The sequence below is a fragment of the Azohydromonas aeria genome (assembly GCF_009760915.1).
Classification (GTDB): Bacteria; Pseudomonadota; Gammaproteobacteria; order Burkholderiales; family Burkholderiaceae_C; genus Azohydromonas; species Azohydromonas aeria.
The window spans coordinates 26,506-51,126 of the sequence record NZ_VIDQ01000042.1 but is presented as its reverse complement, the minus strand read 5'-3'; the positions used below and the strand labels follow the sequence as shown (position 1 = coordinate 51,126).

At 69.2% G+C, this 24,621-nt stretch carries 24 protein-coding genes; 10 read left to right on the top strand and 14 right to left on the bottom strand.

The window, feature by feature from the left end:
- Positions 1 to 5: 5 nt before the first annotated feature.
- Entirely contained in the window at positions 6 to 392 is a 387-nt protein-coding gene (locus FJ694_RS22055; protein ID WP_157269480.1) for a hypothetical protein, read from the bottom strand.
- Between the two features lie 314 nt (positions 393 to 706).
- On the opposite strand from FJ694_RS22055, the gene FJ694_RS22050 reads away from it, so the two are divergent.
- Positions 707 to 967 carry an H-NS histone family protein gene (locus FJ694_RS22050; RefSeq protein WP_157269479.1) on the top strand — a complete coding sequence of 87 codons (261 nt, stop codon included), beginning with the start codon at positions 707 to 709 and terminating at the stop codon, positions 965 to 967.
- Positions 968 to 1,083: 116 nt separating this feature from the next.
- Positions 1,084 to 2,325 carry an SGNH/GDSL hydrolase family protein gene (locus FJ694_RS22045; RefSeq protein ID WP_157269478.1) on the top strand — a complete coding sequence of 414 codons (1,242 nt, stop codon included), beginning with the start codon at positions 1,084 to 1,086 and terminating at the stop codon, positions 2,323 to 2,325.
- A gap of 29 nt (positions 2,326 to 2,354) precedes the next feature.
- Here the strand turns inward: FJ694_RS22045 and FJ694_RS22040 are convergent, their stop codons facing one another.
- The 8 genes from FJ694_RS22040 to FJ694_RS22005 all read right to left on the bottom strand — a co-directional run bounded on the left by FJ694_RS22040 (position 2,355) and on the right by FJ694_RS22005 (position 10,622).
- A complete protein-coding gene (locus FJ694_RS22040) occupies positions 2,355 to 3,758 on the bottom strand; it encodes an 8-oxoguanine deaminase (protein WP_157269477.1) in 1,404 nt (467 codons plus the stop codon).
- Positions 3,759 to 3,892: 134 nt separating this feature from the next.
- Entirely contained in the window at positions 3,893 to 5,029 is a 1,137-nt protein-coding gene (tssG, locus tag FJ694_RS22035) for a type VI secretion system baseplate subunit TssG (protein WP_157269476.1), read from the bottom strand.
- Complete coding sequence (tssF, locus tag FJ694_RS22030) at positions 5,026 to 6,885, bottom strand: type VI secretion system baseplate subunit TssF (RefSeq protein WP_157269475.1); 1,860 nt, start codon at positions 6,883 to 6,885, stop codon at positions 5,026 to 5,028. Before tssF ends, tssG begins: the two co-directional genes overlap by 4 nt.
- Positions 6,886 to 6,901: 16 nt before the next feature.
- Positions 6,902 to 7,387, bottom strand: coding sequence for a type VI secretion system baseplate subunit TssE (gene tssE / locus FJ694_RS22025; protein WP_157269474.1), 486 nt, complete (start codon positions 7,385 to 7,387; stop codon positions 6,902 to 6,904).
- A gap of 38 nt (positions 7,388 to 7,425) precedes the next feature.
- The gene (locus tag FJ694_RS22020; RefSeq protein ID WP_157269473.1) at positions 7,426 to 7,944 is read right to left on the bottom strand and encodes an Hcp family type VI secretion system effector; all 519 of its coding nucleotides are present in this window, start codon (positions 7,942 to 7,944) and stop codon (positions 7,426 to 7,428) included.
- Positions 7,945 to 7,968: 24 nt separating this feature from the next.
- The gene (tssC, locus tag FJ694_RS22015; protein ID WP_157269472.1) at positions 7,969 to 9,453 is read right to left on the bottom strand and encodes a type VI secretion system contractile sheath large subunit; all 1,485 of its coding nucleotides are present in this window, start codon (positions 9,451 to 9,453) and stop codon (positions 7,969 to 7,971) included.
- Entirely contained in the window at positions 9,446 to 9,973 is a 528-nt protein-coding gene (gene tssB, locus FJ694_RS22010) for a type VI secretion system contractile sheath small subunit (protein ID WP_157269471.1), read from the bottom strand. Before tssB ends, tssC begins: the two co-directional genes overlap by 8 nt.
- 40 nt (positions 9,974 to 10,013) lie before the next feature.
- Positions 10,014 to 10,622, bottom strand: coding sequence for a hypothetical protein (locus FJ694_RS22005; RefSeq protein WP_157269470.1), 609 nt, complete (start codon positions 10,620 to 10,622; stop codon positions 10,014 to 10,016).
- A 970-nt stretch (positions 10,623 to 11,592) separates the two neighbouring features.
- On the opposite strand from FJ694_RS22005, the gene tssK reads away from it, so the two are divergent.
- Together tssK and icmH are read left to right on the top strand one after the other, a co-directional pair.
- Entirely contained in the window at positions 11,593 to 12,945 is a 1,353-nt protein-coding gene (gene tssK / locus FJ694_RS22000) for a type VI secretion system baseplate subunit TssK (RefSeq protein ID WP_157269469.1), read from the top strand.
- 40 nt (positions 12,946 to 12,985) lie between these two features.
- Complete coding sequence (gene icmH / locus FJ694_RS21995; RefSeq protein ID WP_157269468.1) at positions 12,986 to 13,759, top strand: type IVB secretion system protein IcmH/DotU; 774 nt, start codon at positions 12,986 to 12,988, stop codon at positions 13,757 to 13,759.
- Positions 13,760 to 13,912: 153 nt separating this feature from the next.
- On the opposite strand, the gene FJ694_RS21990 is transcribed toward icmH, so the two are convergent.
- The 4 genes from FJ694_RS21990 to FJ694_RS21975 form a co-directional block, all read right to left on the bottom strand.
- A complete protein-coding gene (locus tag FJ694_RS21990) occupies positions 13,913 to 14,572 on the bottom strand; it encodes a NeuD/PglB/VioB family sugar acetyltransferase (protein ID WP_157269467.1) in 660 nt (219 codons plus the stop codon).
- An 11-nt stretch (positions 14,573 to 14,583) separates the two neighbouring features.
- Complete coding sequence (locus FJ694_RS21985; RefSeq protein WP_157269466.1) at positions 14,584 to 15,726, bottom strand: DegT/DnrJ/EryC1/StrS family aminotransferase; 1,143 nt, start codon at positions 15,724 to 15,726, stop codon at positions 14,584 to 14,586.
- 5 nt (positions 15,727 to 15,731) lie between these two features.
- Positions 15,732 to 16,790, bottom strand: a complete 1,059-nt coding sequence (locus tag FJ694_RS21980) for a Gfo/Idh/MocA family protein (protein WP_232540168.1) — start codon at positions 16,788 to 16,790, stop codon at positions 15,732 to 15,734.
- Between the two features lie 100 nt (positions 16,791 to 16,890).
- The gene (locus FJ694_RS21975) at positions 16,891 to 17,373 is read right to left on the bottom strand and encodes an acyltransferase (protein WP_157269465.1); all 483 of its coding nucleotides are present in this window, start codon (positions 17,371 to 17,373) and stop codon (positions 16,891 to 16,893) included.
- A gap of 634 nt (positions 17,374 to 18,007) precedes the next feature.
- Between FJ694_RS21975 and FJ694_RS21970 the strand changes: the two genes are divergently transcribed.
- Genes FJ694_RS21970 through FJ694_RS21960 form a run of 3 tightly spaced genes read left to right on the top strand, consistent with a single transcriptional unit; the run spans position 18,008 to position 21,046 of the window.
- A complete protein-coding gene (locus tag FJ694_RS21970) occupies positions 18,008 to 18,832 on the top strand; it encodes a (Fe-S)-binding protein (RefSeq protein WP_157269464.1) in 825 nt (274 codons plus the stop codon).
- A 22-nt stretch (positions 18,833 to 18,854) separates the two neighbouring features.
- Positions 18,855 to 19,577, top strand: a complete 723-nt coding sequence (locus FJ694_RS21965) for a LutC/YkgG family protein (protein WP_157269463.1) — start codon at positions 18,855 to 18,857, stop codon at positions 19,575 to 19,577.
- Positions 19,574 to 21,046 carry a LutB/LldF family L-lactate oxidation iron-sulfur protein gene (locus tag FJ694_RS21960; RefSeq protein WP_157269462.1) on the top strand — a complete coding sequence of 491 codons (1,473 nt, stop codon included), beginning with the start codon at positions 19,574 to 19,576 and terminating at the stop codon, positions 21,044 to 21,046. The genes FJ694_RS21965 and FJ694_RS21960 overlap by 4 nt, the downstream gene beginning before the upstream one ends.
- Before the next feature lie 116 nt (positions 21,047 to 21,162).
- On the opposite strand, the gene FJ694_RS21955 is transcribed toward FJ694_RS21960, so the two are convergent.
- Positions 21,163 to 21,483 carry an HPF/RaiA family ribosome-associated protein gene (locus tag FJ694_RS21955; RefSeq protein WP_157269461.1) on the bottom strand — a complete coding sequence of 107 codons (321 nt, stop codon included), beginning with the start codon at positions 21,481 to 21,483 and terminating at the stop codon, positions 21,163 to 21,165.
- 116 nt (positions 21,484 to 21,599) lie between these two features.
- Here FJ694_RS21955 and nhaR point away from each other — a divergent pair, with 116 nt between their 5' ends.
- The 3 genes from nhaR (at position 21,600) to FJ694_RS21940 (ending at position 24,609) form a co-directional block, all read left to right on the top strand.
- Positions 21,600 to 22,529: a transcriptional activator NhaR gene (nhaR, locus tag FJ694_RS21950; RefSeq protein WP_157269460.1), complete on the top strand. Its 930-nt coding sequence runs from the start codon at positions 21,600 to 21,602 to the stop codon at positions 22,527 to 22,529.
- A gap of 123 nt (positions 22,530 to 22,652) precedes the next feature.
- Entirely contained in the window at positions 22,653 to 23,729 is a 1,077-nt protein-coding gene (locus FJ694_RS21945; RefSeq protein WP_157269459.1) for an NAD(P)-dependent alcohol dehydrogenase, read from the top strand.
- Between the two features lie 181 nt (positions 23,730 to 23,910).
- Positions 23,911 to 24,609, top strand: coding sequence for a Bax inhibitor-1 family protein (locus tag FJ694_RS21940; RefSeq protein WP_157269458.1), 699 nt, complete (start codon positions 23,911 to 23,913; stop codon positions 24,607 to 24,609).
- Positions 24,610 to 24,621 lie beyond the last annotated feature (12 nt).

The following is a 24,621-nucleotide window of genomic DNA, read 5'->3' as shown; positions in this document are numbered from 1 at the left end:
CGCCTTCAGCCCTGGCCGGCGCCGCCGCGACCCGGGCGCCAGTGCCGCAGCGGACGCGGCGCGTGCGCGATCAGCCCGGACACGCCCAGCACCAGCCAGAACAGCAGCGGCGCCGCCGCCGGGCGCAACGCCATGCAGCCCACCGCCGCCAGCTTGAGCAGCACCACCAGGCCGGCGAGTTCCCCCAGCCGGATGCGCGTGTCGGCCAACTCGGCCACGAACAGCGCCAGCCCGCTGGCCAGCGTCAGCAGCGCGCCGTCACGCACGGACAGCGGGGCGCCCAGCAGCGCCGCGCCCAGCAGCACCAGGCCGGCCAGGTGCGCGCAGCGCAGCACGATGGCGATCCAGCGCCGCCAGGCGGGAGGTTTCGATGCAGCCGCGGAACGTGTCATGGGGCGGCATTGTCGCGTCGCGGCTCGCGGTCCCTGCCCGGCGCGCGGCCGTGTTTGACCATCACGAAACCTTCGGCAAATTGCTGTTGTTATGCTTCGTGCCGCGTGGGTCCACCGAAAAGTGGTTGCACCGGCGCGTCAGGCAGGAACCTTATTCCAGGGTGCCGTCCACTTCTCGCCGGTCATGCGAATGCCGTTTGCTCCTGCCGGGAGCAAAAGGGCGCGCCAGCGCCGTGAGTCAAGAAAAACAACAGAGCGCCTCTTGATTCCCGCGGGGTCGGACAAAACCATCGGGAACCTGGGGCAGGTAGTCATTGTTCTGGGTGATTGAAAATATGGCAGCAGTTGAGCACACCGGTTGGGTCAAGCCGCAAAGGGCGCCCACGTACGAGGAAATCCTGGCGCGCATCGACGAATTGCGTACCGAGCTGACGGCACTGGAACAACAGGCCGCCGACATGCGCGAAGCGTCGCGGCTGGAGGCGCTGGTCAAGATTCGAAACATCATGCGGGCGCAGCAGCTGACGGTCGAAGACATCCTGCCCGAGCGCTCCGAACGCACCGGCCGCCACTGAAACCGCGGCCGCACCTTCCGCCTCCCGAAGCCCGCCTTGCGCGGGCTTTTTCATTTGCAAACGTCATAAGCGGCACCGGCTTGTGCATAAACCCTGCAGTTACCGGGAGCACTTCCATGAAATACCTGCCTGCCGTTCACGTCCTGACACGCCGCCAGGCCCTCGCACTGCCGGCGCTGGCAGTGGGGACCTGCGCATGGGCCCAGGGCACCGGGCAGTTGCCAAGCGGGCACTGGGTCGGCACCTGGAGCACCGGGATGCAGCCGCCGCGCTACCCGCCCGTGGCGCAGGGCTTTCCCGGGCGGACGCTGCGCCAGATCGTGTTCACCAGCATCGGCGGCCAACGGGTCAGGGTGCGCTTTTCCAATGCCTTCGGCACCGCGCCCGTGAACATTGGCGCGGCGCGCATCGCGCTGCAGGGCAGCGGGGCGGCCATCGTGCCCGGATCGGACCGCGCGCTGACCTTCGACGGCAAAAGCGGCGTGGCGATGGCGCCCGGCGCCAGCGTATTGAGCGATGCGGTGGACTTCGAAGTCCCGGCAAGGCGCTCTCTGGCCGTGAGTATTTTCTTTCCCGGCTTCACCGGCGCGCCCACGCTGCGGTTTCGCTCGCGCCAGACCAATTACGTCTCGCCGCCCGGCAATTTCACGGCAGCCGCCAGCCTGCCGGTGGAATCCACGGGCTTTTGCGTCATGCAGGGCGGCAAGCAGGTATGCAGCTCGCCGTGGTATTTCCTGGACGGGGTCGAGGTGCTGGCGCCGGCCGAGGTATCGGCCATCGTGGCGCTGGGAGACTCCATCACCGGCGGCGCCGGCACCCGTGACAACGCCAACCAGCGCTGGACGGACGTGCTGGCGCGGCGCCTGCAGAACGAGGGCCTGGTGCGCGGGGTGCTCAACCAGGGCATCGACGGCAACACGCTGTGGACCACGTACCTGAGCCAGAACGCCCAAGCCCGCTTCCAGCGCGACGTGCTGGACGCGGCCGGCGTGAAGTACGTGATCGTGCTGCTGGGCATCAACGACCTGCGCACCGGCGTCGTGGCCGAGCGCGTGATCGCCGCGCTGCAGCAGCTCGCCGTCCGGGCGCATGCGCGCGGCCTGCGTGCCTACGGCGGCACCCTGCTGCCCAACGCCAATGCCGCCGACTCGGTCGAGGCCGCGCGCCAGGCCGTGAACCGCTGGATCCGCGGCAGCGGCGCCTTCGACGCCGTCATCGACTTCGACGCCGCGCTGCGCGACCCGGCGTGGCCGCGCCGCCTGCGCCCGGCCTACGACAGCGGCGACACGCTACACCCCAGCCCCGCCGGCCACGAGGCGCTGGCCAACGCCATCGACCTGGAGCTGTTCAGGTCCTGACCACGGGCCGCCAGGCGCCGGTGCCGCCTTCAGCCCGGCGTGCGCGCCGCCTGCGCCAGCTCGCGCGCCAGCGCGCGGTGGCGCTCCAGGTGCACGGGCAGGTCGAGCGTGGCCAGGTGGCCCTCGCTCACCACCACGCGGCCATTGACGACCACGGTGGAGGCGCTCGCGGGCGCGCAAAACACCAGCGCGGCCACCGGGTCCTCGCCCGCGCCGGCGTGGGCCACGCCGCGCACGTCGAAGGCCGCGAAGTCGGCGGACATGCCCGGGGCCAGCGCGCCGATGTCGTCGCGGCCCAGCACCTGCGCGCCGCCCAGGGTGGCGATCTCCAGCGCCTCGCGCGCGCCCATGGCCGCCGGCCCGTGGCCCACGCGCTGCAGCAGCAGCGCCTGGCGCGCCTCGCCCAGCAGGTGCGCGCCGTCGTTGGAGGCGCTGCCGTCCACGCCCAGGCCCACCTTCACGCCCGCGTCGCGCATGCGCCGCACCGGCGCGATGCCCGAGGCCAGGCGCATGTTCGAGCAGGGGCAGTGCGCCACGCCGGTGCCGGTGCGCGCGAACAGCGCGATGCCGGCCTCGTCGAGCTTGACGCAGTGCGCATGCCACACGTCGCGGCCGGTCCAGCCCAGGTCCTGCGCGTACTGCGCCGGCGTCATGCCGAACTTCTCGTGCGAGTAGGCGACGTCGTTGTCGTTCTCGGCCAGGTGCGTGTGCAGCGACACGCCGTGGGCACGCGCCAGCAGCGCCGACTCGCGCATGAGCTCGCGCGACACCGAGAAGGGCGAGCAGGGCGCGACCGCGATGCGCAGCATCGAGTGGCGCGAGGCGTCGTGCCAGGTCTCGATCAGCCGCAGGGTGTCGCGCAGGATGTCGGCTTCCTTCTCGACCACGGCGTCCGGCGGCAGCCCGCCCTGGCTGCGGCCCACGCTCATGCTGCCGCGTGCGGCGTGGAAGCGCATGCCGATCTGCCGCGCGGCCTCGATCGAGTCGTCGAGCCGGCTGCCGTTGGGATAGATGTAGAGATGATCGCTGCTGGTGGTGCAGCCCGACAGCAGCAGCTCGGCCATGGCGGTGAGCGTGGAGACGCGGATCATCTCCGGCGTGAGGCCGGCCCACACCGGGTACAGCGTCGTGAGCCAGCCGAAGAGCTCGGCGTCCTGCGCGCCGGGCAGCGCGCGCGTGAGGCTCTGGTACATGTGGTGGTGGGTGTTGACCAGGCCCGGCGTGACCACGTGGCCGCGCATGTCAAGCACCCGCGCCCGGCCGGCAGCGATGGCCTCGACAGCCTCGGCGGGCAGCTCGGCGCTGGCACCGACCCACTGCACCACGGCGCCGCGCGCCACCAGCGCGCCGTCGCGGATCTCGCGGCGCGCGGCGTCCATGGTCACCAGCACGTCGCAGTGGCGCAGCACGAGCAGGGCGTTGGAATCGGACATGGGCAGAAGTCTCCGGGCAGGAACGGCGGGAATGGCAGGAATGGCGGGAAGGCCGGGAAACGCCGGGAATGCAGGAAAGATGCCGGCGATCGGCGGCCGCCACTGTAAGGCGCCGCGCGCGCCGGTCGCCGGGCTCAGGCGGCCGCGGCGTGCAGCGCCTGCACCGTTTCCTCGCGCTCGGCAGCGCTGGGCCGCGACAGCAGGAAGCCGCTCCAGCCCAGCTGTGCGGCGCCGCCGCCCTCGTCGCCGCCCAGCCGCGCGGCCGTCACGGCCTGCGCGCGCAGCCGCAGGCGCACTTCCCATTCCAGGCTGACGCCGGCCATCAGCGTCAGCAACTCGCGCAGCGCCAGCGCGCCCGGCTGCCCGGGCAGGAAGCGCCGCTGCTGCTCCCGGCCGAGCGGGCCCAGCACCACGCGCAGGCGCAGGTCGCGCTGCCACACGCGCTCGCCCAGCACCGTGTCGGCGCCCAGCGTGGCGTGGACCGTGCCCAGGCTGCAGAAGTTGTCCGGTGCCAGCGCGCACCAGCGGCCGACGAACTGTTCAACCTGCACCGGCACGCCCAGGTAGTCGGCCAGCAGCGCCTGCAGCTGCCCGGCATCGGTGCAGCGGCGCTGCAGCGTGCCGGCGTGGTGGGCGAGCGCGTCGTCGGCAACCCCGCCTTCGGCCGCGCGCAGCCGTTCGCGCAGCGCGGGCTGTCCCAGGCCGGCCAGGCTCAGCGCCGCGCACAGGCCCGGATCGGGCTCGCCCAGCCCGGCCTGCAGCGGGAGCCGGTGCTTGCGCCACGCGGCATGGAACAGCGTGACGGCGCGGTGCTGGAAGATGTCCAGGAAAGCGCGCGCGGCGCCGTCGCGTTGCCGGGCCTCGTGCCCGGCCAGGGTTTCGCTGTAGGCCAGCGGCAGCGCGCCGCCGGTGCCCAGCAGCCCCATGAAGGCCGGCGTGAGTTCAATGCGGCGCCATGTGGCCGGATCGGGCATGGCAGGGGCACCGACTTCCCGGGTGGTGTCGCCGGCAGGCGTGGCGGCATCGGCCCGCGCGTCGGATTCCAGCGCCAGGGCGGCGATCTCGCTGGCCGGAAAGGCCAGCGACAGCGTGTTGCGGAACTGCAGCGCCGGCCGCTGCGGGACGGCGCTGCCGCCCAGCCAGCGCTCGAGCAGGCACACGGCCTGGTGGAACTCGAAGCGCTGCGGTTGCTGCAGCAACCGCGCGATGGGCGCGGCGTCCACCGCGGCCGGGGCCGCCGGCCCGGAAGGTCCGACGGGCCGCGCCGTCATGCCAGCACGCCGTGGCCGCTGCGGCGTGCGCCGGCAAAGAGGACATCGCCGGTGTGCGCGGACACCAGCACCAGCCGCGTGAAGGTGTTGAGCCTGGCCTGCAGCGCGAAGCTGCGCTCCAGCACCTGTGCGAACAGGCGCAGGCCGCTGCCCACGAAGTGCTGCTCGTCCACGACCAGGCGGATGCCCGTCCCGCACACCAGGGTGGCAAAGGGGTTGCCGGCCACGCAGTCCCGCACCGTGCGGTATTCAACCTGCAGCAGTCCCTGCACCAGGCGCTCGGCCTGGGCGCTGCCGGACGGGGCGTGCAGGCGCAGCAGCTCCTTGAGCCCGTCGATGCCGGCACCGGCGAGCGAGAGGTGGCCCAGCGACAGCCGCGACAGCAGCCGCCGCAAGCCTTCCTGCGCCAGCTCCAGGCGCTGCGGCGGCGTGGGCTTGCGCAGCAGGCGGATCGCTTCCCACGGATTCGTGTCGCTGCCTTCGCCAGCCAGCCGCAGGTCTCCGCCGGGATGGCCGATGCGCAACCGGCTGGGCAGTTCGCGCTGGGTGGCGCGCAGCTCGATGGACAGCGTGTCGGTGCCGGGTGCCGCCGGGTCGAAACCCGGGTCCGCCAGCCCGATCTCCGTTTCGTAGCCCGGGCTGACGCGCGCCACCGCTTCGTTGCGCTGCGCGTGCCAGTACGGTGCCCGGCCGCCGTCGCCGCGCAGCAGCGCCTCGTGCCGCAGCGCGTGCAGCGGCGCCACCGGCTGCACCTGCGTGCCCAGCGGCGTCTGGCGCACGCGTGTCACGCGGTCGATCGAATACACCTCGTGGGCCGCCGCGGCCTGCTCGTCGGCCAGCACCGGGTACGTCGTCGAGCGGTGGCTGATGCGCACAGGCACGGCATGGCGGCGGAACAGGTTGATGGCCGGCACGCATTGGGTGAGGAAGTTGGCGGCCGTGACCAGGCTGAGCAGCCGGGCGGCATCGTGGCCGCCGCGCGGGGCGGCCAGCACGAAATGCAGCGCCAGCCGGCGCTCCTGCGCGTGGCGTGCGGCCTGCGGCAGCGGCAGGTCGATGAAGTTGAACTTCTCCGCGAAGGCGAAGTACTCGCCCAGCAGCCGGCCGGCGGGATGCGCGCGGGCCTCGGGATCGATGAGCGCCTCGCCCTCCTCCAGCCCGACCTGGCGTGGGCAAGCCCCGGCTTCGGCCCGCCACGGTCCCGGCGCCCCGGTCTGCACCAGCGTCGCGGCGACGTGGCCGCACAGCGTCTCGCGCAGCAGCGTCACCAGCGAGGGGTCGCCGTCCAGGAACAGCCGGATGTGGTCCGTGCCCAGCGCCTGCCATGACGGCACCGCGGCACCCAGCTCCAGTTGCAGCGAGAGCTGCGCTGTGGCGCGCTGCGGCAGCGCCGTGCCCGGCGGCGCGGACACGCCGGCGCGGTAAGCCGCCGACACCACGCGCACGGGCAGCAGCTGTGCCGGCGCCGTGGTCGTGAAGCGGCAGGCGACGCGGCGTACCGGTCGCGCCTCGAGTACCGTGCCGCGAGGCAGCGCCGTGGCGCCGGGCAGCCGGTCCAGCGACCCGCCCGGCTCGAAGCGCACGATGGCGCAGCCGGGAAAGGGCCGCAGCGCCTGCGGCTGGAGCAGCTGCAACAGCCATTGCGTGACCAGCGCAAAGTCGTCGTCCAGACGCTTGTGAACGCGTGCGGTCAGCATCGCGAAGGCCTGCAGCAGGCGCTCCACATGCGGGTCGTGCGCGGTGTCGCCGGTGTCGGCGAGCTGGCCGGCAATGCGCGGGTAGTCGCGGGCGAAACGAGGCGCCTCCTCGCGCAGGAAGGTGAGCTCGTGCTCGTAGTGCGTGAGCAGCCGTTGCATCGCGGGAGGGCTTGTCTCAGCTCGGACGCCAGGCACGGCAGCCGCTGGACACCGCGTAGCGGTTGGAGCCCGGCTGCAGTACCGCGTCGAAGGCCACCGGCTCCACGTAGGGGGCAAGCTGCAGGTGGGCATGGATGCTGAAGCACAGGCCGCCGCCGGGCCGCGACTCGTCGCGCACGCCGACCTGGACGTCGCGCAGCCGCGGCTCGTGGCTGCGCAGCGTGTCGGTGATGGCCTCGACGATGCTGCGCCGGTCGCGATCGCTGGCCAGGCACGCGGCGCTGATGTCGGGCAGCCCGAAGGTCAGCAGCGAGCAGGCGGCTTGCGGGTGACCGGGCAACCGTGCCGGCACGAGCCCGGGCCGGGCGTTGAGCAGGGCCTCGATGTCCCGGGCCACCGAGGCCTTGACCTGTTCCAGGCTCGCGCCGGGCGCGGCTGCCGATGGGGCCCCCTGCGGCGCGCCCAGCAGCTTGTCCAGCAGCGAGGGGTTGAATCGGTGCATGGTGGCTTCCTTCCCGCTGCCGCAGCGTGCCGCCCGGCTCAGACGGCGACGTTGCGGGCCAGGTCCCAGCCGGCGATGCCGGTGGAGGCCGAGGAGCCGTCGTGCTTGTGCTGCTTGTACTCCCAGGTGAGCTTGCTGCACTTGAGGCCGAAGCGCTGCAGCGGCAGCTCGCCGTCGCCGATCTCCGTGGCCACCGAGGACACCACCACGTCGTCGAGCACGATCTTGTAGTAGTCCACCCGGGTCTGCGAGGTCGCCGTCGCATTCTTGCCGCCGTAGGCGCGGTAGAACGTGACGTAGACCTTGGGATAGACCGTGCCGGCGGCGCAGGCGCGGTTGAGCTTGGCCGAGGAGCGGTCGATGTCCTTGGTGAAGACCAGCTCGCCGATCTCGGTGCGCTCGGCCGTGTGGGCGCCGGCGGTGGAGGCGGTGGAGGACTTGGGCTGGGTGATGAGCTGGCTGAACGAGGTGATCTCAATCTCGTTGAGGTGCGCGCTGTCGGTGCTGTCGCCCTGCAGCTCGGTGGCGCCGGCAAACTTCAGGTAGATGTCTTTCATGGCTGAACGATCTCCTTGGGTGGGTCATCCCTTCTGGGACGGGGGCAGCTCGGCGACCAGGCGCAGCGAAACCGACAACTCATCGAGCTGGAAGTGCGGGCGTATGAACGAGACGGCCCGATAGACGCCGGGGCGTCCCGGCACCTCGGCCACCTGCACGCTGGCCTCGCGCAGCGGGTACGTGGCCTTGGTTTCCTGCGTGGCGTTGTCGTCCTCCACGACGTACTGCCGCAGCCAGCGGTTGAGGAACTCCTCGACGTTGCGCGCCGACGCAAAGCTGCCGACCTTGTCGCGCATCAGCGCCTTGAGGTAGTGCGCGATGCGGCAGATGCTGAACATGTACTGCAGCTGCGCCGACAGCACCGCGTTGGCGTTGGCCGCGTCGCTGTCGTACCTGCGCGGCCTTTGCGCCGACTGGGTGCCGAAGAAGGCGGCGTAGGCCGTGTTCTTGCAATGCACCAGCGGCACGAAGCCCAGGTCGCTGAGCTCCTTCTCGCGCCGGTCCGTCACGGCCACCTCGGTCGGGCACTTGAGCGCGATCTCGCCGTCGTCGGTCTTGAAGCAGTGCGTGGGCAGGTCGTCCACCAGGCCGCCGCCTTCGACGCCGCGGATCGCGGCGCACCAGCCATGGCTGTCGAACGCGGCGGTAAGGCGCGTGCCCAGGGCATAGGCGGCATTGATCCACAGGTACTTGCCGTGGTCGCTGCCGTCCACGTCCTCGACGAAGTTGAAGGACTCGACCGTGTTGCCTTCCCTGGGATGGAAGGGAAGCCGGCCCAGGAAGCGCGGCAGCGTCAGGCCCACGTAGCGGGCGTCCTCCGAGTCGCGGAAGGCGCGCCAGCGCACGTAGTCCACGGTGTCGAAGGTCTTGGACAGGTCGCGCGGCTTGCCCAGCTCCGTGAAGGCATCCAGCCCCAGCAGCTCCGGCGCCGCCGCGCAGAGAAACGGCGCGTGCGCGGCCGCGGCGACGTGCGACATCTGCTCGACGAAGTACACGTCCTCGGGTTGGCGCGTGATCTCGTAGTCGCCGATCAGCGCGCCGAACGGCGCGCCGCCGAAGGTGCCGAACTCCTCCTCGTAGACCTTCTTGAACAGCGTGCTCTGGTCGAAGTCGATGGCGGACCTGAAATCCTTCACCAGCTCCTTGCGGGTGGCGTTGAGCACCTGGATCCTCATGCCCTTGCCGGTGGGGGTCTGCCGGCACAGGTAGTGCAGGCCGCTCCAGCTGGCTTCGAGCTTCTGGAACTCCGGATGGTGCATGACCTCGCTGAGCTGTGCGGACACGATCTCGTCGAGCTGCGCGATGCGCGCGTCGAGCGCGGCGCCCAGGTTCTCCGACAGCTGCACCGTGCCCTGCATCACCTCGCGCACCAGCTCGGCGACGAGGTCGCGGGCACGGTCATGCTCTCCCTGCGAGCGCGCCACCTTGCTTTGCGTGACGATCTGCGACAGCAGCCCCATGTCGGCCGCAGGCGCGGCGGCCATGACTTCAGTCGCGGTCTCAACCATGCGGCACCTCCTTCGCCGGAGCAGCCTCGGCGCCAAGGCGCAGCAGCTGCTCCGTGTTGGACAGCGCTTCGGACAGCAGGTCGTCGAGCCGGTGGTTGCCGGCGATCTTGTTGCGCAGGTCGCACAGCCGGGCGCGGATCTCGATGAGCCGGCGCAGCGGCTCGATCTGCCCGATCACGGCCTCGGGCTGGAAGTCCCGCATCGCCCTGAAATGCAGCTCGACCGCGAACTCGCCACCTTCGGGCAGGATCCGGTTCTTCACCCTGAACGAGGCCCGGGGCCCCATGCCGGACATGACGTCGTCGATGTTGTCGACGTCGACATTGACGAACTTGCGGTCCTTGAGCCGCGTGGACACGTCGCGCGCGTCGGGCGTGCCGGTGAAGTCGCCCAGCACGCCGATGACGAAAGGCAGTTCCTTCTTCTCGATGGCATCACCCACCTGCACGTCGTAGGTGAGCTGCACGCGCGGCGGCCGCACCTTTTCAAGCCGCTTGTGCACGCTGTCGTTTCGAGACATGTCGCATCCTTCCTGAAGGTTGTGGATTGGTGGGGGCCGCTTACTTGAGCTTGTCGAGCGGGCTGCCCGACGGCGCCGGCGCAGCGGTCCGGGCAGCAGGCAACGCCGTGCCCGACACAGGCACGACAGCCGGGGCGGCGAAAGGCGTGGTTGCCGCCGCGCGGTGGGCCGTCCCCGCTCCGGCCGCTGCCGTGGCCGGGCCTGGGACTGTCGGCATGACCGCCGCACCGGGCGGCGGCGCCGGCTTCCTGGGACGGTTGGCCGGACTGCCCGAAGCCGCCGGTGCGAGCAGCGCGGTGGCCCCCAGCGCGTCGCGCAGCGAGCGCGCCACCGTGATGGCTTCATCGCGCGAGCCCACCGGGTACGCCGTGTCCTGGCGCAGTGCCACCAGGGAGCCTGCCGCGAGCCGCAGGCCGCTCATGGCCAGGATGCTGTGCGCGACATGGTCCTGGCCATCACGCTGCAGCGCCTCCTGTGCGGCGATGACGGCATTGCCGTAGTCCTGAGCGTTGAAGTAGTCCTCGGACAAACGCAGCCAAGGCAATTTCTCGGCCGGGTGGCTCTGTGCCGCGGCGCGGTATGCGGCGCGTGCCTTCTCACGGTTTCCTTCATTCAGTGCCGTTCGGGCCTGTCCCAGCCATTCCTCCATGGGAATTACTTTTGGAGCTGCCGTTGCGGAAAGTGGATCTTGTGGAGGTGCCGTTGCGCAACCAGCCAGCCACAAGGCGACACAACTGCTCAAGGCCAGGCGCAAGGCTGCGCGCGTGGCGGCCGGAATGGGTGAAGGTTTTGGTTTTCCCTGAATCGGGTGCAGCAGACAATGGGAATCCATGCCGAGATTTCCTCCGCTTTGCCAAGATTGCGTTCATCGAAGCAGCCGTACTGCATGGCGCCTATTGCAGTCCGCCCGCATAAAGCCCGGCCGGTGCTTGCAATTGCAATCGACAAACTCACCCGTCGTCCATCGGGAAAGCTCCAGCCGCTTACAAATGGGGGGTTCACACCAAAGGGGGAAGGGGGCCGGCGCGTCTGCGGCACACCATCGGGACGGGCTTTCCCACCGGCTGGCGCAGACACTGGCGTTTACAAACGACGTCGTGCGCAACCCGCACTCAAGGGGTATCAAGTTTCGGATTCGTGGTGAATAGGAGAATGTCTTGAATAACTCAGCACCCTACACCCCACGAATGAGCGTTCATGGATCAGATCAGATGCGTCAAGACGTATCTTTGTCGAGCCGGTCGCAGGGTGGATGGCCGGCGTGGACGCGCTGTCCCAAGTGCCATGACTCATTGCTGGCCGGCCGGACTTGTGTAACAGGCTTGGTAAAGGTGATGAGTTGATGAATATCGCGGATGGCAAATGCCGCCCTGTTTGTACGGTGGGCTGAGGGTGCCGCTGGAACGAGAGAATTGATTCTGTTACTGATAAAAACCATAAGACTGTGGAACCAGCGGCTTTGATGCCAAAGTGGGCGTCCACGGTTTTTCGAGATTTTCCAGGGCTGCTGATTTCAGGTTGTTTCGGCGCCAGGATGGCTGCAACGTCGGGGGTGGTCCTGGAGTCGTGAAAATGCCAAGCCGGGAGCTCAGGGTAAATTCAACCGCGCGAGAGATGAAATGATCAGATCAGCCAAGATTCTATGGGGCGAAGGGCTGTTCCTGCGGCCCCAGCATTTTCAGCGCCAGGATGCCTACCATGAGTGGCGGCAGGCTGAACGCTCCCTGGCGCTGCAACCGCATGGCTGGGGCTTGCGGCAGCTGCAGCTCGACACCGGTGCGCTGGCAACGGGCATGGTGCGCATCACCGGGCTGCAGGCCATATTTCCCGATGGCGATCTCTATTGCGCGCCGCAGGACGACGAGCTGCCTGCGGCGCTGTCGTTGTCATCCCTGCCCGCCGGAATGGGCGAGGTCACGCTGCACCTGGCGCTGGCACCCATGCGCGAGGCCGGCAGCAACTTCGCCGGGGAAGGCGACGACGGCGGCGGCGTGCGCTTCGTGCAGCGGGCACAGGCCGCCGGCGACTGGTTCACGGAAGCGGTGGAGGCCAGCGTCACGACGTTGCGGCGCCGAGCCCAGCTGCTGACGGACCCGGAGCCCAGGGCCCATCTCGTGTCCTTGCCGCTGCTGCGGCTGCGCCGCCTGGCCGGCGGCGGATTCGAAGTCGACGCCGATTTCGTGGCGCCGGTCCTCACGCTGGCCGCGGCGCCGGCGCTGAAGAGGACGCTGGACACGTTGCTCGACGTGCTGAAGGCCAAGGCCGATGCCCTGTACGGCGTGCACCGGGAACCGTCGCGCCACGTCATCGAGTTCCGCTCCGGCGACATCGCATCCTTCTGGCTGCTGCACACCTGCAATGCCGCCTTTGCCGGGCTGTCGCATCTGCAGCGCCACCCGCTGCTCCATCCCGAGCGGCTGTTCGAGCGCCTGCTGGAGCTTGCCGGCGCGCTGATGACGTTCTCGCGCTCGCATGGCCTGTCGGACCTGCCTGCCTATGAGCACCAGGCGCCACAGGCCGGCTTCCACCAGCTCGACACGATCGTGCGAGACCTGCTCGAGACCGTGATCTCGACCCGCTGCTTCTCGATTACGCTGGAGGAGGTCCGCACGTCCTTCCACCAGGCCCGGCTCGATTCGCAGAAGATCGATGCCCGCACCCGGTTCTTCCTGGGCGTGCAGGCCGCGGTGCCGGCGGCAGAGCTGGTGCAGCTCATACCGCAGCAGCTCAAGCTCGGCACGCCCGACGATGTGGACAAGCTGCTGCTGTCGGCCATGCAGGGCGTGAGGCTGGTGCATGCGCCGCAGGTGCCATCGGCCATTCCCGTGCGTCCGGGTGCCCTGTACTTCGGTCTGGAGCCGCGCGGTCCGCTGTACGAGCGCATGTTGCAGGCACGCACGCTCACGCTCTATGCGCCCAGTGGCCTGCCGGATCTGCAGCTTGAACTCTTTGCCTTGAACGATGGCCAGTGAGCCCGGAACTTCATCGCGGCGTGCACCAGGAGCCTTCCCGATGAAAGACATGCCTCCATCTGCATCCGGCGCCACGGTGCAGATGCCGAAGCCGCCTGCAGCGACCGGTGATGCGCGGACGCTGATGGAACTGCTCTATCCCGGCTTCTACATGGTGTTCCTGCTGCGCAGCGGCCATGCGCCGTCTCAAGCCGGCGAGTTTCGGAGGCAGGTGAAGGCGCTGCTGGATTCGGTGGAACAGGGTGCGCGGCGGTTGCAGCTGCCTGCCAGTGACGCGGTGGACGCACGGTTTGCGTTCTGTGCCCTGCTCGATGAAGTGGTGCTGGTGTCGAAGCTCGACATTCGCCGGGAATGGACCTGCCAGCCTCTGCAACTGGAACTGTTCGGCGAGCACATGGCGGGCGAGCGCTTCTTCGACCGGTTGGAGGCCCTGCGCCGCGAAGGCGCTGCCCGGCTGGGGCTGCTGGAGGTGTTCCACATGTGCCTGCTGCTGGGTTTCCGCGGTCGCTACGTGCTCGAAGGCCCGGAAAAGCTTGACTACCTGACAGCCCGGCTCGGCGACGAGATCGTCCACCTGCAGGGACGGCGCGCCGCATTCGCGCCGCACGGGTTGGCGCCGGACCGGCTGGCGCACAAGCTGCAGCGTGAGATCCCCCTGTGGGTCATGGGCAGCGTGTTCGCCGCGCTGGCGCTGGCAGCCTTTCTCGGCCTGCGGATACAGCTCGATCGTTCCACCGAGCGCGAGCTGGCGGCCTACGGCGACATCGTCCAGCTTGCGCCTCTGCCGGCCCAGGTCACGATCACGCTGCCTTGAGTCGGGGCTTCTGGCTGGACTGCACGAACGCCTGACGCAACGGCGTCGCACCGGGTCGAGAAAAAGCCCGCCGGGCTTCACAGCCACAGCGGGCTCAACACGACTCACCAACACAACTCTGCGGCGAGGGACGCAGCGCGTCCGGGTCCATGCCTAGATCTTCAACGCCCTTGCCGGGTTGCCGGCCACGCAGCATCCGCTGGCCACGCTGCGGATCACGTTGCTGCCCAGTCCGACCAGGCAACCGTCGCCGATCTCGATGCCGTTCATGATGCTGGTGCCGCTGCCCACGTAGCAGTTCTCTCCCACCATGACGTTGCCCGCGATCGTCACGTTCGAGCCGATGAGGCTCCAGTCGCCGATGCGCGCGTCGTGATGGATCACGGTGTTGGGCAGCACGCAGACGTGGTCGCCGATGACGGCGTTGCTGGTGATGACCACGCCGGCCATGATCAGCACGTTGCGCCCGATCGTGGCCAGAGGCGACACCCGTGCGCTCGGGTGGATGACCCGGGCAAAGCGCTGCGGCGCCACTTCCAGCGCCTCGATGGTCTGACGCCTGGAGCGGTACGAGGCCGGGCTGCCCGGCACTGCCAGCACCTGCGCCTCGGGCCAGCGGTGCATGGCATCGCGGCCGGTGACCACGCAACCATGGCGGTCCACGCCCTGCTTGCCCGGAGTGTCGTCCATGAAAGCCACGAGGCGATGGACCGGTTCCAGGCAGTCCAACGCTTCAAGCCCGTTGCCGTTGTACGGGAAGATCAGCAGCGGTTGCGCCACTGCCGGGGCCGTTGCGCTGGAGTGGCTGTCCATGGCGCGCGGCCCTAGATGGCGCCGGCCAGGGCGGTGTTCGCCGGCGCGCCAGCCACCGGTTCGGCCAGCGCCAGGACAGCCTGCGCCACCTGATCGCATTGCGCTGCCGTCAGCTCGGGGAACATCGGCAGCGACAGTACCTCGCTGGCGGCTTGTTCCGAATGCGGGAACTGACCCGGCTGGTAACCCAGGTCGGCAAAGGCCGGCAGCAGGTGCACGGGGGTCGGATAGTGGATGCCCGTCTGGATACCCTGCGCCAGCAGCGCTTCCTGCCAAGCTTGGCGATGCCGTGTGCGGATGGCGTAGAGGTGATAGACATGCCGCACGTCCGCGCGGGCAAAGGGCGTGGGCACGCTGCTGCCGGCCATCAACGAGTCGTAACGGGCTGCAGCGGCGCGCCGTGCCTCGGTCCAACCGTCCAGGTACTTCAGCTTGACCCGCAACACCGCGCCCTGGATGCCTTCGAGCCGGAAGTTGTAGCCCTTGAGCACATGGTGGTACTTCTTCTCCGCACCCCAGTCGCGCAGCATGCGAATGGTGCGCGTGAACTCGGGATGGTTGGTCACCACCATGCCGCCTTCACCGTAAGCGCCCAGGTTCTTGCCTGGGTAGAAGCTGAAGCAGCCCATGTCGCCCATGCTGCCGGCGCGGCGGCCCTTGTACTCGGCGCCGTGGGCCTGGCAGGCATCCTCGATCACGATCAGGCCGTGCTTGCGCGCGATCTCCAGCAGCGGGTCCATGTCCACGGGTTGACCGTAGAGGTGGACCGGGATGATGGCCTTGGTGCGTGGCGTGATGGCTGCTTCCACGGCGTTCACGTCCATCGTGAAGGTCCGGGGATCGATGTCCACGAACACGGGCCGGGCGCCGGTGTAGTCGATGGCCGACACCGTCGCGACGAAGGTGAAGGGCACGGTGATCACTTCATCCCCGGGACCTACGCCCGCGGCCAGCAAGGCCAGGTGCAGGGCACTGGTGCCGGTGTTGACGCCAATGCCGTGTTCAGCTTGGCAGTAGGCGGCAAACTCCTTCTCAAATGCCGCCACCTCGCTGCCGAGCGTGAATTCACAGCGGTCGAGAACGCCCTGGATGGCGGCGTTGACCTCGTCCTTGATGGAAAGGTACTGCGCCTTGAGATCGACGAAGGGAATCATGGGGTTCAGCTCCGCTTTTGAATGTTGACGGTGTCGCCGCGGCACCGCATGGAGCGGTTGGCCGCCTCGATCAGTTCGACGACGCGCACGCCGAGATGGCCGTCGGTCATCGGCCTGCGGCCATGCTCGATGCAATCGACGAAATGCTCGCTCTCTACCCGCAGGGCTTCGGCAACAGCCAGCTTTGGTGCCCACATGTCGCCGGTGCGGTAACCGATGCGCATTTCGCGAATCTGGTTCGGGTCGTCGGTGAAACTCACGCCCTTGTCATAAACCTTGATTTTCTCGCTGGGTTCGAGGTCATCATAGGTAATCATCTTGTTGCTGCCGCCAATCAATATCTGGCGTACCTTGACGGGTGCCAGCCAGCTCACGTTGGCATGGGCGATGATGCCTGAGTCATAGAAGAGCGTGACGTAGGCCAGGTTTTCAGGCGTGCCGGGAAAATGATTCGTGCCGCTGGCCGTGACGGCCACGGGATGCTCGCCCAGAAGATAATCCAGGATGGAAAAGTCGTGCACGGCGAGATCGGAAATCACGCTCACGTCACGCTGGAAAAGCCCGAGATTGACGCGTACAGAATCGTAGTAATAGATTTTTCCCAACTCGCCGTTGCGGATGATCTCGCCCATCTTGCGGACTGCACCGGTGTAGATGAAGGTGTGGTCCACGATCAGCACCCGATTGCGGCGTTCGGCTTCCTCGACCAGCCGGCGTGCCTGCACCGAGGTTTCGGTCATCGGCTTTTCCAGCCAGACGTGTTTGCCGGCCTGCAAGGCCGCCAGTGCCAATTCATAGTGAGTGTTGACCGGCGTGGCAATGGCGATTGCGTCGATGGAGGTGTCGTCGAGCAAATCGCGGTAGTTCGTCGTCGTGCCGCAGCCGTGGCGCTTGCGCACCAGTTCCAGCTTGCCGGGGTCCAGGTCGGACACCATGGTCACGTTCAGGCCGGGCGTTTCGGAGAAATTGCGGACCAGGTTGGGACCCCAATAGCCGTATCCGATGACACCGATGTTGACCATTTTGCTTCCCTCTCTGCTTTGACAGTTGACCATGGGCTCCATGGCGCCCGGCTTCAGGCCGGGTCGGAGCGATGCGTGTCGATGGGCTGATTTGCCGGGTGGGCCGTTGCCGGACCCGGAATTCCAGCCCGGAGGCGCTGGGCTATTTTTTTCGTTCCCGGGTATCTCCAACCACGCGTGCGGGTACGCCGGCCACGATGGCAAATGGACGGACATCCTTGGTCACCACGGCGCCGGCGCCTACGAGCGCGCCTTCTCCAATCGTGATGCCCGCGACGATCGTGGCGTTGCTGCCGATGGAAGCGCCGCGCTTGACGTACGTCGGTTCGACCTTCCAGTCCGCTTCGGTCTGCAGGCCGCCTTCAGGATTGGTGGCGCGCGGGTAGAGATCGTTCGTGAACATGACGCCGTGCCCGATGAATACTTCATCTGCAATATCGACGCCCTCACACACGAAGGTATGGGACGATATCTTGCAGCGGGCGCCAATGCAGGCATTTTTTTGAATTTCCACGAAGGCGCCGATCCGGGTGCCGTCGCCAATGCTGCAGCCGTAGAGATTGACCAGCGTGGGCTGGAAAATCTGGACCTCGTGTCCAAGCTTGACGTTGTCGCTGATGGGCATGAGTACCTGCCTTTTCGGATGAACGTGCCCACCCAAACTTCTCCATCCTGGAGCCAGGAGATTTCAGGGCAGGAATGGCAAATGCTTTCACATGGCTGAAACAAGTTTGAGCAGGGCGGTTTCAGCCGATGTGCACTCCCTGGTCGAGGGAGCACGCCTGCAGGCGCGGCAATCGCGGTGGTCGCGGTAATGCATGGCCCGGGCACCTCCCTCAAGGTCTTTTTGTGGTCTTGTCAAATTACGCTGCCCTCCAGACCTTCCCGAAGACGGCGTGGGTGGATTTTTGCCGGGAATTCGCAGCGCTTGCGAACCCGCAAACGCGGGTTCCTGCAACATGGGCGCGCCGACGTTTCAAAATTGATACGAGCCGGCCAGTGTTGCTTTTTGTTTTAAATATGTTTTATTTCGTATCGAAGGTGGTGCCATTGGGCAGTCGGCATGACGGGCCGCGGCGTCTGCCGCCGGATTGATATCCCTCAAGTCGGTGGCGTGCAGGCCTCTCCTACACTCGCGCCCTTGCGGGGCGCCCGGCCCCGGCAACAGGAGCGGTCGCCCGGTGCGCGACCGCATTGAGCAGTGCGTTGCTGTCAGCGGGCCGGACGAGGCCGCGACGGTGCGATGACGAGGGAAACGGATGTACAGCACCGCGCCGCCGAGCCGGATCCGACCGCAGCGGGTCTACTTTTTTGCCACCTGCCTGGTGGACGCCGTGGCGCCGCAGGCCGGGATGGACGCCATCAGCCTGATCCGCGCCGCCGGCATCGAGGTCGAGTTCCCCCCGGCCCAGAGCTGCTGCGGCCAGCCGGCCTACACCAGCGGTTACACCGAGGAGGCGCGCCGCGTGGCGCGGGCGCAGCTGGACCTGTTCCCGCAGCCCTGGCCGGTCGTCGTGCCCTCGGGTTCCTGCGCCGGGATGATGGTGCACCACTGGCCGCGCCTGTTTGCCGACGATCCTGCGCTGGCCGAGCGTGCCCGCGCCGTGGCGCAGCGGGTGGTGGAATTCAGCGCCTTCGCCTGCGACGTGCTGGGCCTGGCCGAACCGGCCGCCGCGACGCCTGCATCCGGTCCCGTGTTGAGCCTGAAAGTGGCGCTGCACACCTCCTGCTCGGCGCGGCGCGAGATGGGCACGCACGAGCCCGGCGAGGCGCTGCTGCGCGCGCTGCCCGGGGTGGAGGTGGTGCAGCAGGCGCGCGTGGCCGAGTGCTGCGGCTTCGGCGGCACCTTCTCGGCGCGGCATCCGGCCATCTCCGGCGCCATGGTCGGCGACAAGCTCGACAGCATCCGCGACTGCGGCGCCGACGTGCTCGTGAGCGCCGACTGCGGCTGCCTGCTCAACCTGCACCACGCCGCCGAGAAGCGCCGCGCCGCCGGCGAAGCGCTGCCGCGCTGCGTGCACCTGGCCAGCTTCGTGCGCGAGCGCCAGGGCGCGGCTGACGCCGCCCGCCAGGTCACCGACTGAAGCGCTTTCCCGGAGCCCCCGCATGAACCTGCCCGACACCCGCGGCGCGCGCAGCGCCATCCTGGGCGCCCTGCGCGCGGCCGCGCCGGCCGCGCCGCTGCCGGCGCCCGACCTTGCCCCGTACCTGGATGGTCCCTACGGCCGTGGCAGCCGCGGCCCGCGCGTGGACCCGGCCACGCTCATCGCCCCGTTCGAAGCCGCTGCCCGCGGCTGGCGCGCCGAGGTGCTGCACGCCGACGAAGCCGGCTGGCCGGCGGTGGTACGCCAGGCGCTGGCGCAGCGCGGCTGCACGCGCGTGGCCATCGGTGCGGCCAGCGCGCTGCAGCCGGGGCTCGACGCCGCGCTGCAGGGCTTCGCCGTGCGCCGCTTCGAGCAGCCGCTGGCGCAGTGGAAGGGCGAGCTCTTCGACGCCGTGGATGCCGGCGTCACCGCTGCCGAGGCCGGCATCGCCGACACCGGGACGCTGGTGCTGCGCCCGGGCGCGCACGAGCCGCGCACGCTGTCGCTGGTGCCGCCGCTGCACGTGGCCGTGCTGCGCGCCAGCCGCCTCCACCCGGGGCTGCCCGCGGCGCTGGGCGCCGTCACCGCCACGCAGGACGACATGCCCACGAACCTGCTGCTGGTCACCGGCCCGTCCAAGACCGCCGACATCCAGCAGGTGCTGGCCTTCGGCGCCCACGGGCCGAAAGAGCTGGTGATCGTCCTGGTCAACGACCTGCCTGCCACCGGGGAGCCGCAGCGATGAGCGCGCAACTGATGCCGAATGAAGCCGCGGCCGCCGAGGCGCCGCTGCACTTCGTGGACCCGCGCGCCTTCAAGGCGCGCACGCGCGAGGCCGTGGACGATGCCCACCTGCGCCGCAGCTTCCGCAGCGCCATGGATTTCCTGCAGGCCAAGCGCGGCGCGCATTTCGCCGACCGCGACGGCTTCGAGGCGCTGCGCCACGTCGGCGAGGCCGTCCGCCAGTACAGCCTGTCGAAGCTGCCCGAGCTGCTGGAGCGGCTGGAGCAGCGCCTGACCGAGCGCGGCGTGCGGGTGCACTGGGCCGCGACGCCGGAAGAGGCCAACGCCATCTTCCTGGCCCTGGCGCGCGCGCATGGCGCCAAGCGCATGATCAAGGGCAAGTCGATGGTCAGCGAGGAGATCGAGCTGAACCACCGCATGGCCGAGCAGGGCGTGAGCTGCCTGGAGTCGGACATGGGCGAGTACATCGTGCAGCTCGCCGGCGAGCGGCCCAGCCACATCATCATGCCGGCCATCCACAAGACCAAGGAGCAGATCGCCGCGCTGTTCAGCGAGCGCATCCCCGACACGCCCTACACCGAGGACGTGGACGAGCTCATCGCCATCGGCCGCCGCGTGCTGCGCAACGAGTTCCGCGACGCGCCCATCGGCGTCTCGGGCGTGAACTTCATGGTGGCCGACACCGGCACGCTGGTGCTGGTCGAGAACGAGGGCAACGGGCGCATGTGCACCACGGTGCCCGAGGTGCACATCGCCATCACCGGCATCGAGAAGGTGGTGGAGCGCTTCGAGCACGTGCTGCCGCTGTTCTCGCTGCTCACGCGCTCGGCCACGGGCCAGGCGGTGACGACCTATTTCAACGCCATCAGCGGCCCGCGCCGCCCGGGCGAGCTCGACGGCCCGGCCGAGCAGCACCTGATCCTGCTCGACAACGGCCGCAGCCAGGCCTACCGCGACGCCGACTTCCGTCCCACGCTGCAGTGCATCCGCTGCGGCGCGTGCATGAACCACTGCCCGGTGTACGCGCGCATCGGCGGCCTGGCCTACGGCACGACCTATCCGGGGCCGATCGGCTCGATCATCTCGCCGCACCTGCTGGGGCTGGAGCCGACGCAGGACCTGCCCACCGCCAGCAGCCTGTGCGGCGCGTGCTCGGAGGTGTGCCCGGTGGGCATCCCGATCCCGGAGCTGCTGATGCAGCTGCGCCACGCCGCCAAGCACGAGCCCGAGGCGGGCCACGCGCCGCTGGCCGGCCAGGCCAGCGCCAAGGACTGGAAGGAGGCGCTGGCCTGGAAGGCCTGGGCCTGGCTCAACGAGCGCCCGGCGCTCTACGGCGGCGCGCTGCGCCTGGGCGGGCGGCTGCGCGAGCTGCTGCCCACGGCGCAGCTGGGCTGGACCGACCACCGCACGCCGCTGCGCCCGGCCGCGCGCAGCCTGCGCGAGCGCCTGGCCGAGCAGCGGAGCGAATGAAGCGTCCGGTCGCGGGACGCCGGGGCGCTGAAAGCGAAAACCCCGCCGCGGCGGGGTGGTTGGTCTGCGACACCCAGGCGACGCGCGGGTGTCAGGGGGTCAACGCGGCAGGCCGTTCAGGCCGCGGCCGGCTGCGCGCCGCGCAGCTGCGCCAGGTGCTCGGTCACGGCGCGGCCGGCGCGGTCGATGGCGCGGTCGATGGCCTCGTGGATGTCGTGGGCGACATCCACCACCGTGGCCACGCCGGCATGCACCAGCCGCAACTGCACCTTGCAGTAGCCGTCCTGCGCACCGCGGCGGCTGCGCGTGTCGCCCAGCCGTACCTCGACATGCTCGACCTGGTGCTGGTGCGAGCGCAGCACGTACAGCAGGCGGCGGCGTGCGTGGTCGGCCAGCGCGGCGGCGCGGGCGCAGGCGGCATGCACTCGGATCTCCATTCAATGCTCTCCCGTCCGGCGGGCAAGTGACGACGCGACCACTCTAGGCAGCCCAAAAAATTTGGTAAATCCGGTTCTTCCTCGCTTGCTTGTAGGAAAAATCTGATGATCACGGCATGAACTACAAGCACCTTCAGTATTTCTTGCAGGTGGCCGAGACCGGCAGCGTGGCGCGCGCCAGCGAGCAGTTGCATCTCACGCCGCAGACGGTGAGCGGCCAGATCCAGCTGCTCGAAGACCGGCTGGGCAGCCCGCTGTTCGCGCGCAGCGGCCGGCGCCTGGTGCTCACTGACACCGGGCGCGTGGTGATGGACTACGCCAAGGAGATCTTCGGCCTGGGCGCCGAGCTGGAAGCGGCCGTGCGCGAGCGCACCGAGCGCGGGCGCACGCTGGAATTCCGCGTCGGCGTGGCCGATGCCGTGCCCAAGGCCATCGCCTATCACCTGGTCGAGCCCGCCTTCGCGGTGCAGGACGTGCGCATCGTCTGCCGCGAGTGGAAGCTGGACCTGCTGCTGGCCGAGCTGGCGCTGCACAAGCTCGACCTCGTGATCGCCGACGCGCCCATTCCCGCCGGCGTGTCGGTGCGCGCCTTCAGCCACCGCCTGGGCAGCTCGGCGCTGAGCATCTTCGCCAGCGCGGCGCTGCGCGAGCGCCATCCCGGCGACTTCCCCGGCTGTCTCGACGGCGCGCCGCTGCTCATGCCCGGCGAGGACTCGGCCATGAGCCAGCGGCTGCGCGCCTGGTGGCAATCGCAGGGCATTCGCCCGCGCGTGGTCGGCGAGTTCGACGACAGCGCGCTGATCCAGGAGTTCGGCCGCCGCAGCGTCGGCTTCTTCGCCGCGCCGGCCGTGCTGGGCGCCGAGATCGAGGCCCAGTTCGGCGTGCAGGCCGTGGGCACGGCCCAGGGCGTGGAGGAGGACTTCTTCGCCATCTCGGTGGAGCGGCGCATCACGCACCCCTGCGTGGTGGCGATCACGCAGGCCGCGCGCAACGAGTTCTTTGCGGCCCCGTCCAAGCCGCGTGCGGCGCCGGCGCGGCGGCGCTGACATCCGCCCACACTCGCGCGGCGGCGGCGGCGGCGGCGGCGCGCGCTTGCGCTGGCGCAAGGCGGCGGGCGCGGGCCGGGGACACGCTGGCGGCTTCGACCGGTCCTGCCAAGGAGCTCTGCCATGCCGATGATGAAAGCCGCCGTCTTCGTCGAACCGGGCCGCATCGTGCTCGACGACAAGCCCGTCCCGGACGTGGGCGCGCTCGACGCGCTGGTGCGCATCACCACCACCACGATCTGCGGCACCGACGTGCACATCCTCAAGGGCGAGTACCCGGTGGCGCGCGGGCTGACCATCGGCCACGAGCCCGTGGGCGTGATCGAGAAGCTGGGCTCGGCCGTCAAGGGCTACCGGGAGGGCCAGCGCGTGATCGCCGGGGCCATCACGCCCAGCGGCTGGAGCAACGCCTGCCAGTGCGGCTTCTGCGCCCAGGACGGCGCGGCCGGCGCCGCGCACGGCTGGAAGCCCATGGGCGGCTGGCGCTTCGGCAACACCATCGACGGCTGCCAGGCCGAGTACGTACTCGTGCCCGACGCGATGTTCAACCTCGCGCCCGTGCCCGACGGCCTCACCGACGAGCAGGTGCTGATGTGCCCGGACATCATGTCCACGGGCTTCGCGGGCGCGGAGAGCGCGGGCATCCGCATCGGCGACGCGGTGGCGGTGTTCGCGCAGGGGCCCATCGGGCTGTGCGCCACGGCCGGCGCACGGCTGGCGGGGGCCAGCCTCGTCATCGGCGTGGACCGGCTGCCGGCGCGGCTGGAGACGGCGCAGCGCATGGGCGCCGACGTGGTCATCGACGCCAGCCGCGTGGACCCGGTCTCGGAGATCCTGCGCCTGACCGGCGGGCGCGGCGTGGACGCCGCCATCGAGGCGCTGGGCACGCAGGCCACCTTCGAGGCCGCCTTGCGCGTGCTGCGCCCGGGCGGCACGCTCTCCAGCCTGGGCGTGTACTCGACCGACCTGCGCATCCCGCTGGACGCCTTTGCCGCCGGGCTGGGCGACCACCGCATCGTCACCTCGCTGTGCCCGGGCGGCAAGGAGCGCATGCGCCGGCTCATGGCCGTGATCGAGGCCGGCCGCGTGGACCTGGGCGCGATGGTCACGCACCGCTTCAGACTCGACGCCATCGAGGCCGCCTATGAGCTCTTCGGCCACCAGCGCGACGGCGTGCTGAAGGTGGCGATCACGCCCTGACACCCCCGCCAAGGGGCCGCCGCCTCCCCGCCCGGGGCGATTGACGATCCAGTTTTTTCGATGAAACGCATCGCAACGTTCTGATTGTTTCGAAGTCAGGATGCCCCTAGATTGACGCTGTCGCCCAAGTCCCGCGGCCTTCGCCGCGGGGGCGGCACGAAAGCGTCTTCGGAGAGCCCTCATGAACCTTCAGCAGATCGACCTCAACGCCCGCACCGCCGGCACGATGGCCGGCGCTGCGCAGCAGCAGCGCGTGCTGCGCAACACCTACTGGCTGCTCGCGCTGTCGATGGTGCCGACCGTGGCCGGCGCCTGGCTGGGCATCGCCACGGGGTTGTCGAGCGCGCTGTCGCCGATGGTGAGCCTGGTGGTGTTCCTGGCCGGCGCCTTCGGTTTCATGTTCGCCATCGAGAAGACCAAGAACTCGGCCGCCGGCGTGCCGGTGCTGCTGGCCTTCACCTTCTTCATGGGCGTGATGCTGTCGCGCCTGGTGGGCACGGTGCTGGGCCTGTCCAACGGCGCGAGCCTGGTGATGACGGCCTTCGCCGGCACCAGCGCGATCTTCCTGGGCATGGCCATGCTGTCCACGGTGATCAAGCGCGACCTGACGTCGATGGGCAAGTGGCTGTTCATCGGCGCGGTGATGCTGCTGGTGGCGGGCGTTGCCAACGTGTTCATCCAGTCGAGCGCGCTGATGATCACGGTGGCGGTGATGGCCATCGGCATCTTCTCGGCCTTCATCCTGCACGACCTCAAGCGCGTGCAGGACGGGCTGGAGACGAACTACATCACCGCGACGCTGGGCGTGTACCTGAGCCTGTTCAATGTCTTCCAGTCGCTGCTGGCGCTGCTGGGCATCTTCGGCGGCAACGACGACTGAGGAAACCCTGCG

What these genes read in the sequence shown, in the direction of transcription:
- FJ694_RS22055 (WP_157269480.1), bottom strand. Translation starts at nt 392, where the DNA reads ATGACACGTTCCGCGGCTGCATCGAAACCTCCCGCCTGGCGGCGCTGG.
- FJ694_RS22045 (WP_157269478.1), top strand. Translation starts at nt 1,084, where the DNA reads ATGAAATACCTGCCTGCCGTTCACGTCCTGACACGCCGCCAGGCCCTC.
- FJ694_RS22040 (WP_157269477.1), bottom strand. Translation starts at nt 3,758, where the DNA reads ATGTCCGATTCCAACGCCCTGCTCGTGCTGCGCCACTGCGACGTGCTG.
- tssG (WP_157269476.1), bottom strand. Translation starts at nt 5,029, where the DNA reads ATGACGGCGCGGCCCGTCGGACCTTCCGGGCCGGCGGCCCCGGCCGCG.
- tssF (WP_157269475.1), bottom strand. Translation starts at nt 6,885, where the DNA reads ATGCAACGGCTGCTCACGCACTACGAGCACGAGCTCACCTTCCTGCGC.
- tssE (WP_157269474.1), bottom strand. Translation starts at nt 7,387, where the DNA reads ATGCACCGATTCAACCCCTCGCTGCTGGACAAGCTGCTGGGCGCGCCG.
- FJ694_RS22020 (WP_157269473.1), bottom strand. Translation starts at nt 7,944, where the DNA reads ATGAAAGACATCTACCTGAAGTTTGCCGGCGCCACCGAGCTGCAGGGC.
- tssC (WP_157269472.1), bottom strand. Translation starts at nt 9,453, where the DNA reads ATGGTTGAGACCGCGACTGAAGTCATGGCCGCCGCGCCTGCGGCCGAC.
- tssB (WP_157269471.1), bottom strand. Translation starts at nt 9,973, where the DNA reads ATGTCTCGAAACGACAGCGTGCACAAGCGGCTTGAAAAGGTGCGGCCG.
- FJ694_RS22005 (WP_157269470.1), bottom strand. Translation starts at nt 10,622, where the DNA reads ATGGAGGAATGGCTGGGACAGGCCCGAACGGCACTGAATGAAGGAAAC.
- tssK (WP_157269469.1), top strand. Translation starts at nt 11,593, where the DNA reads ATGATCAGATCAGCCAAGATTCTATGGGGCGAAGGGCTGTTCCTGCGG.
- icmH (WP_157269468.1), top strand. Translation starts at nt 12,986, where the DNA reads ATGAAAGACATGCCTCCATCTGCATCCGGCGCCACGGTGCAGATGCCG.
- FJ694_RS21990 (WP_157269467.1), bottom strand. Translation starts at nt 14,572, where the DNA reads ATGGACAGCCACTCCAGCGCAACGGCCCCGGCAGTGGCGCAACCGCTG.
- FJ694_RS21985 (WP_157269466.1), bottom strand. Translation starts at nt 15,726, where the DNA reads ATGATTCCCTTCGTCGATCTCAAGGCGCAGTACCTTTCCATCAAGGAC.
- FJ694_RS21980 (WP_232540168.1), bottom strand. Translation starts at nt 16,790, where the DNA reads ATGGAGCCCATGGTCAACTGTCAAAGCAGAGAGGGAAGCAAAATGGTC.
- FJ694_RS21975 (WP_157269465.1), bottom strand. Translation starts at nt 17,373, where the DNA reads ATGCCCATCAGCGACAACGTCAAGCTTGGACACGAGGTCCAGATTTTC.
- FJ694_RS21970 (WP_157269464.1), top strand. Translation starts at nt 18,008, where the DNA reads ATGTACAGCACCGCGCCGCCGAGCCGGATCCGACCGCAGCGGGTCTAC.
- FJ694_RS21965 (WP_157269463.1), top strand. Translation starts at nt 18,855, where the DNA reads ATGAACCTGCCCGACACCCGCGGCGCGCGCAGCGCCATCCTGGGCGCC.
- FJ694_RS21960 (WP_157269462.1), top strand. Translation starts at nt 19,574, where the DNA reads ATGAGCGCGCAACTGATGCCGAATGAAGCCGCGGCCGCCGAGGCGCCG.
- FJ694_RS21955 (WP_157269461.1), bottom strand. Translation starts at nt 21,483, where the DNA reads ATGGAGATCCGAGTGCATGCCGCCTGCGCCCGCGCCGCCGCGCTGGCC.
- nhaR (WP_157269460.1), top strand. Translation starts at nt 21,600, where the DNA reads ATGAACTACAAGCACCTTCAGTATTTCTTGCAGGTGGCCGAGACCGGC.
- FJ694_RS21945 (WP_157269459.1), top strand. Translation starts at nt 22,653, where the DNA reads ATGCCGATGATGAAAGCCGCCGTCTTCGTCGAACCGGGCCGCATCGTG.
- FJ694_RS21940 (WP_157269458.1), top strand. Translation starts at nt 23,911, where the DNA reads ATGAACCTTCAGCAGATCGACCTCAACGCCCGCACCGCCGGCACGATG.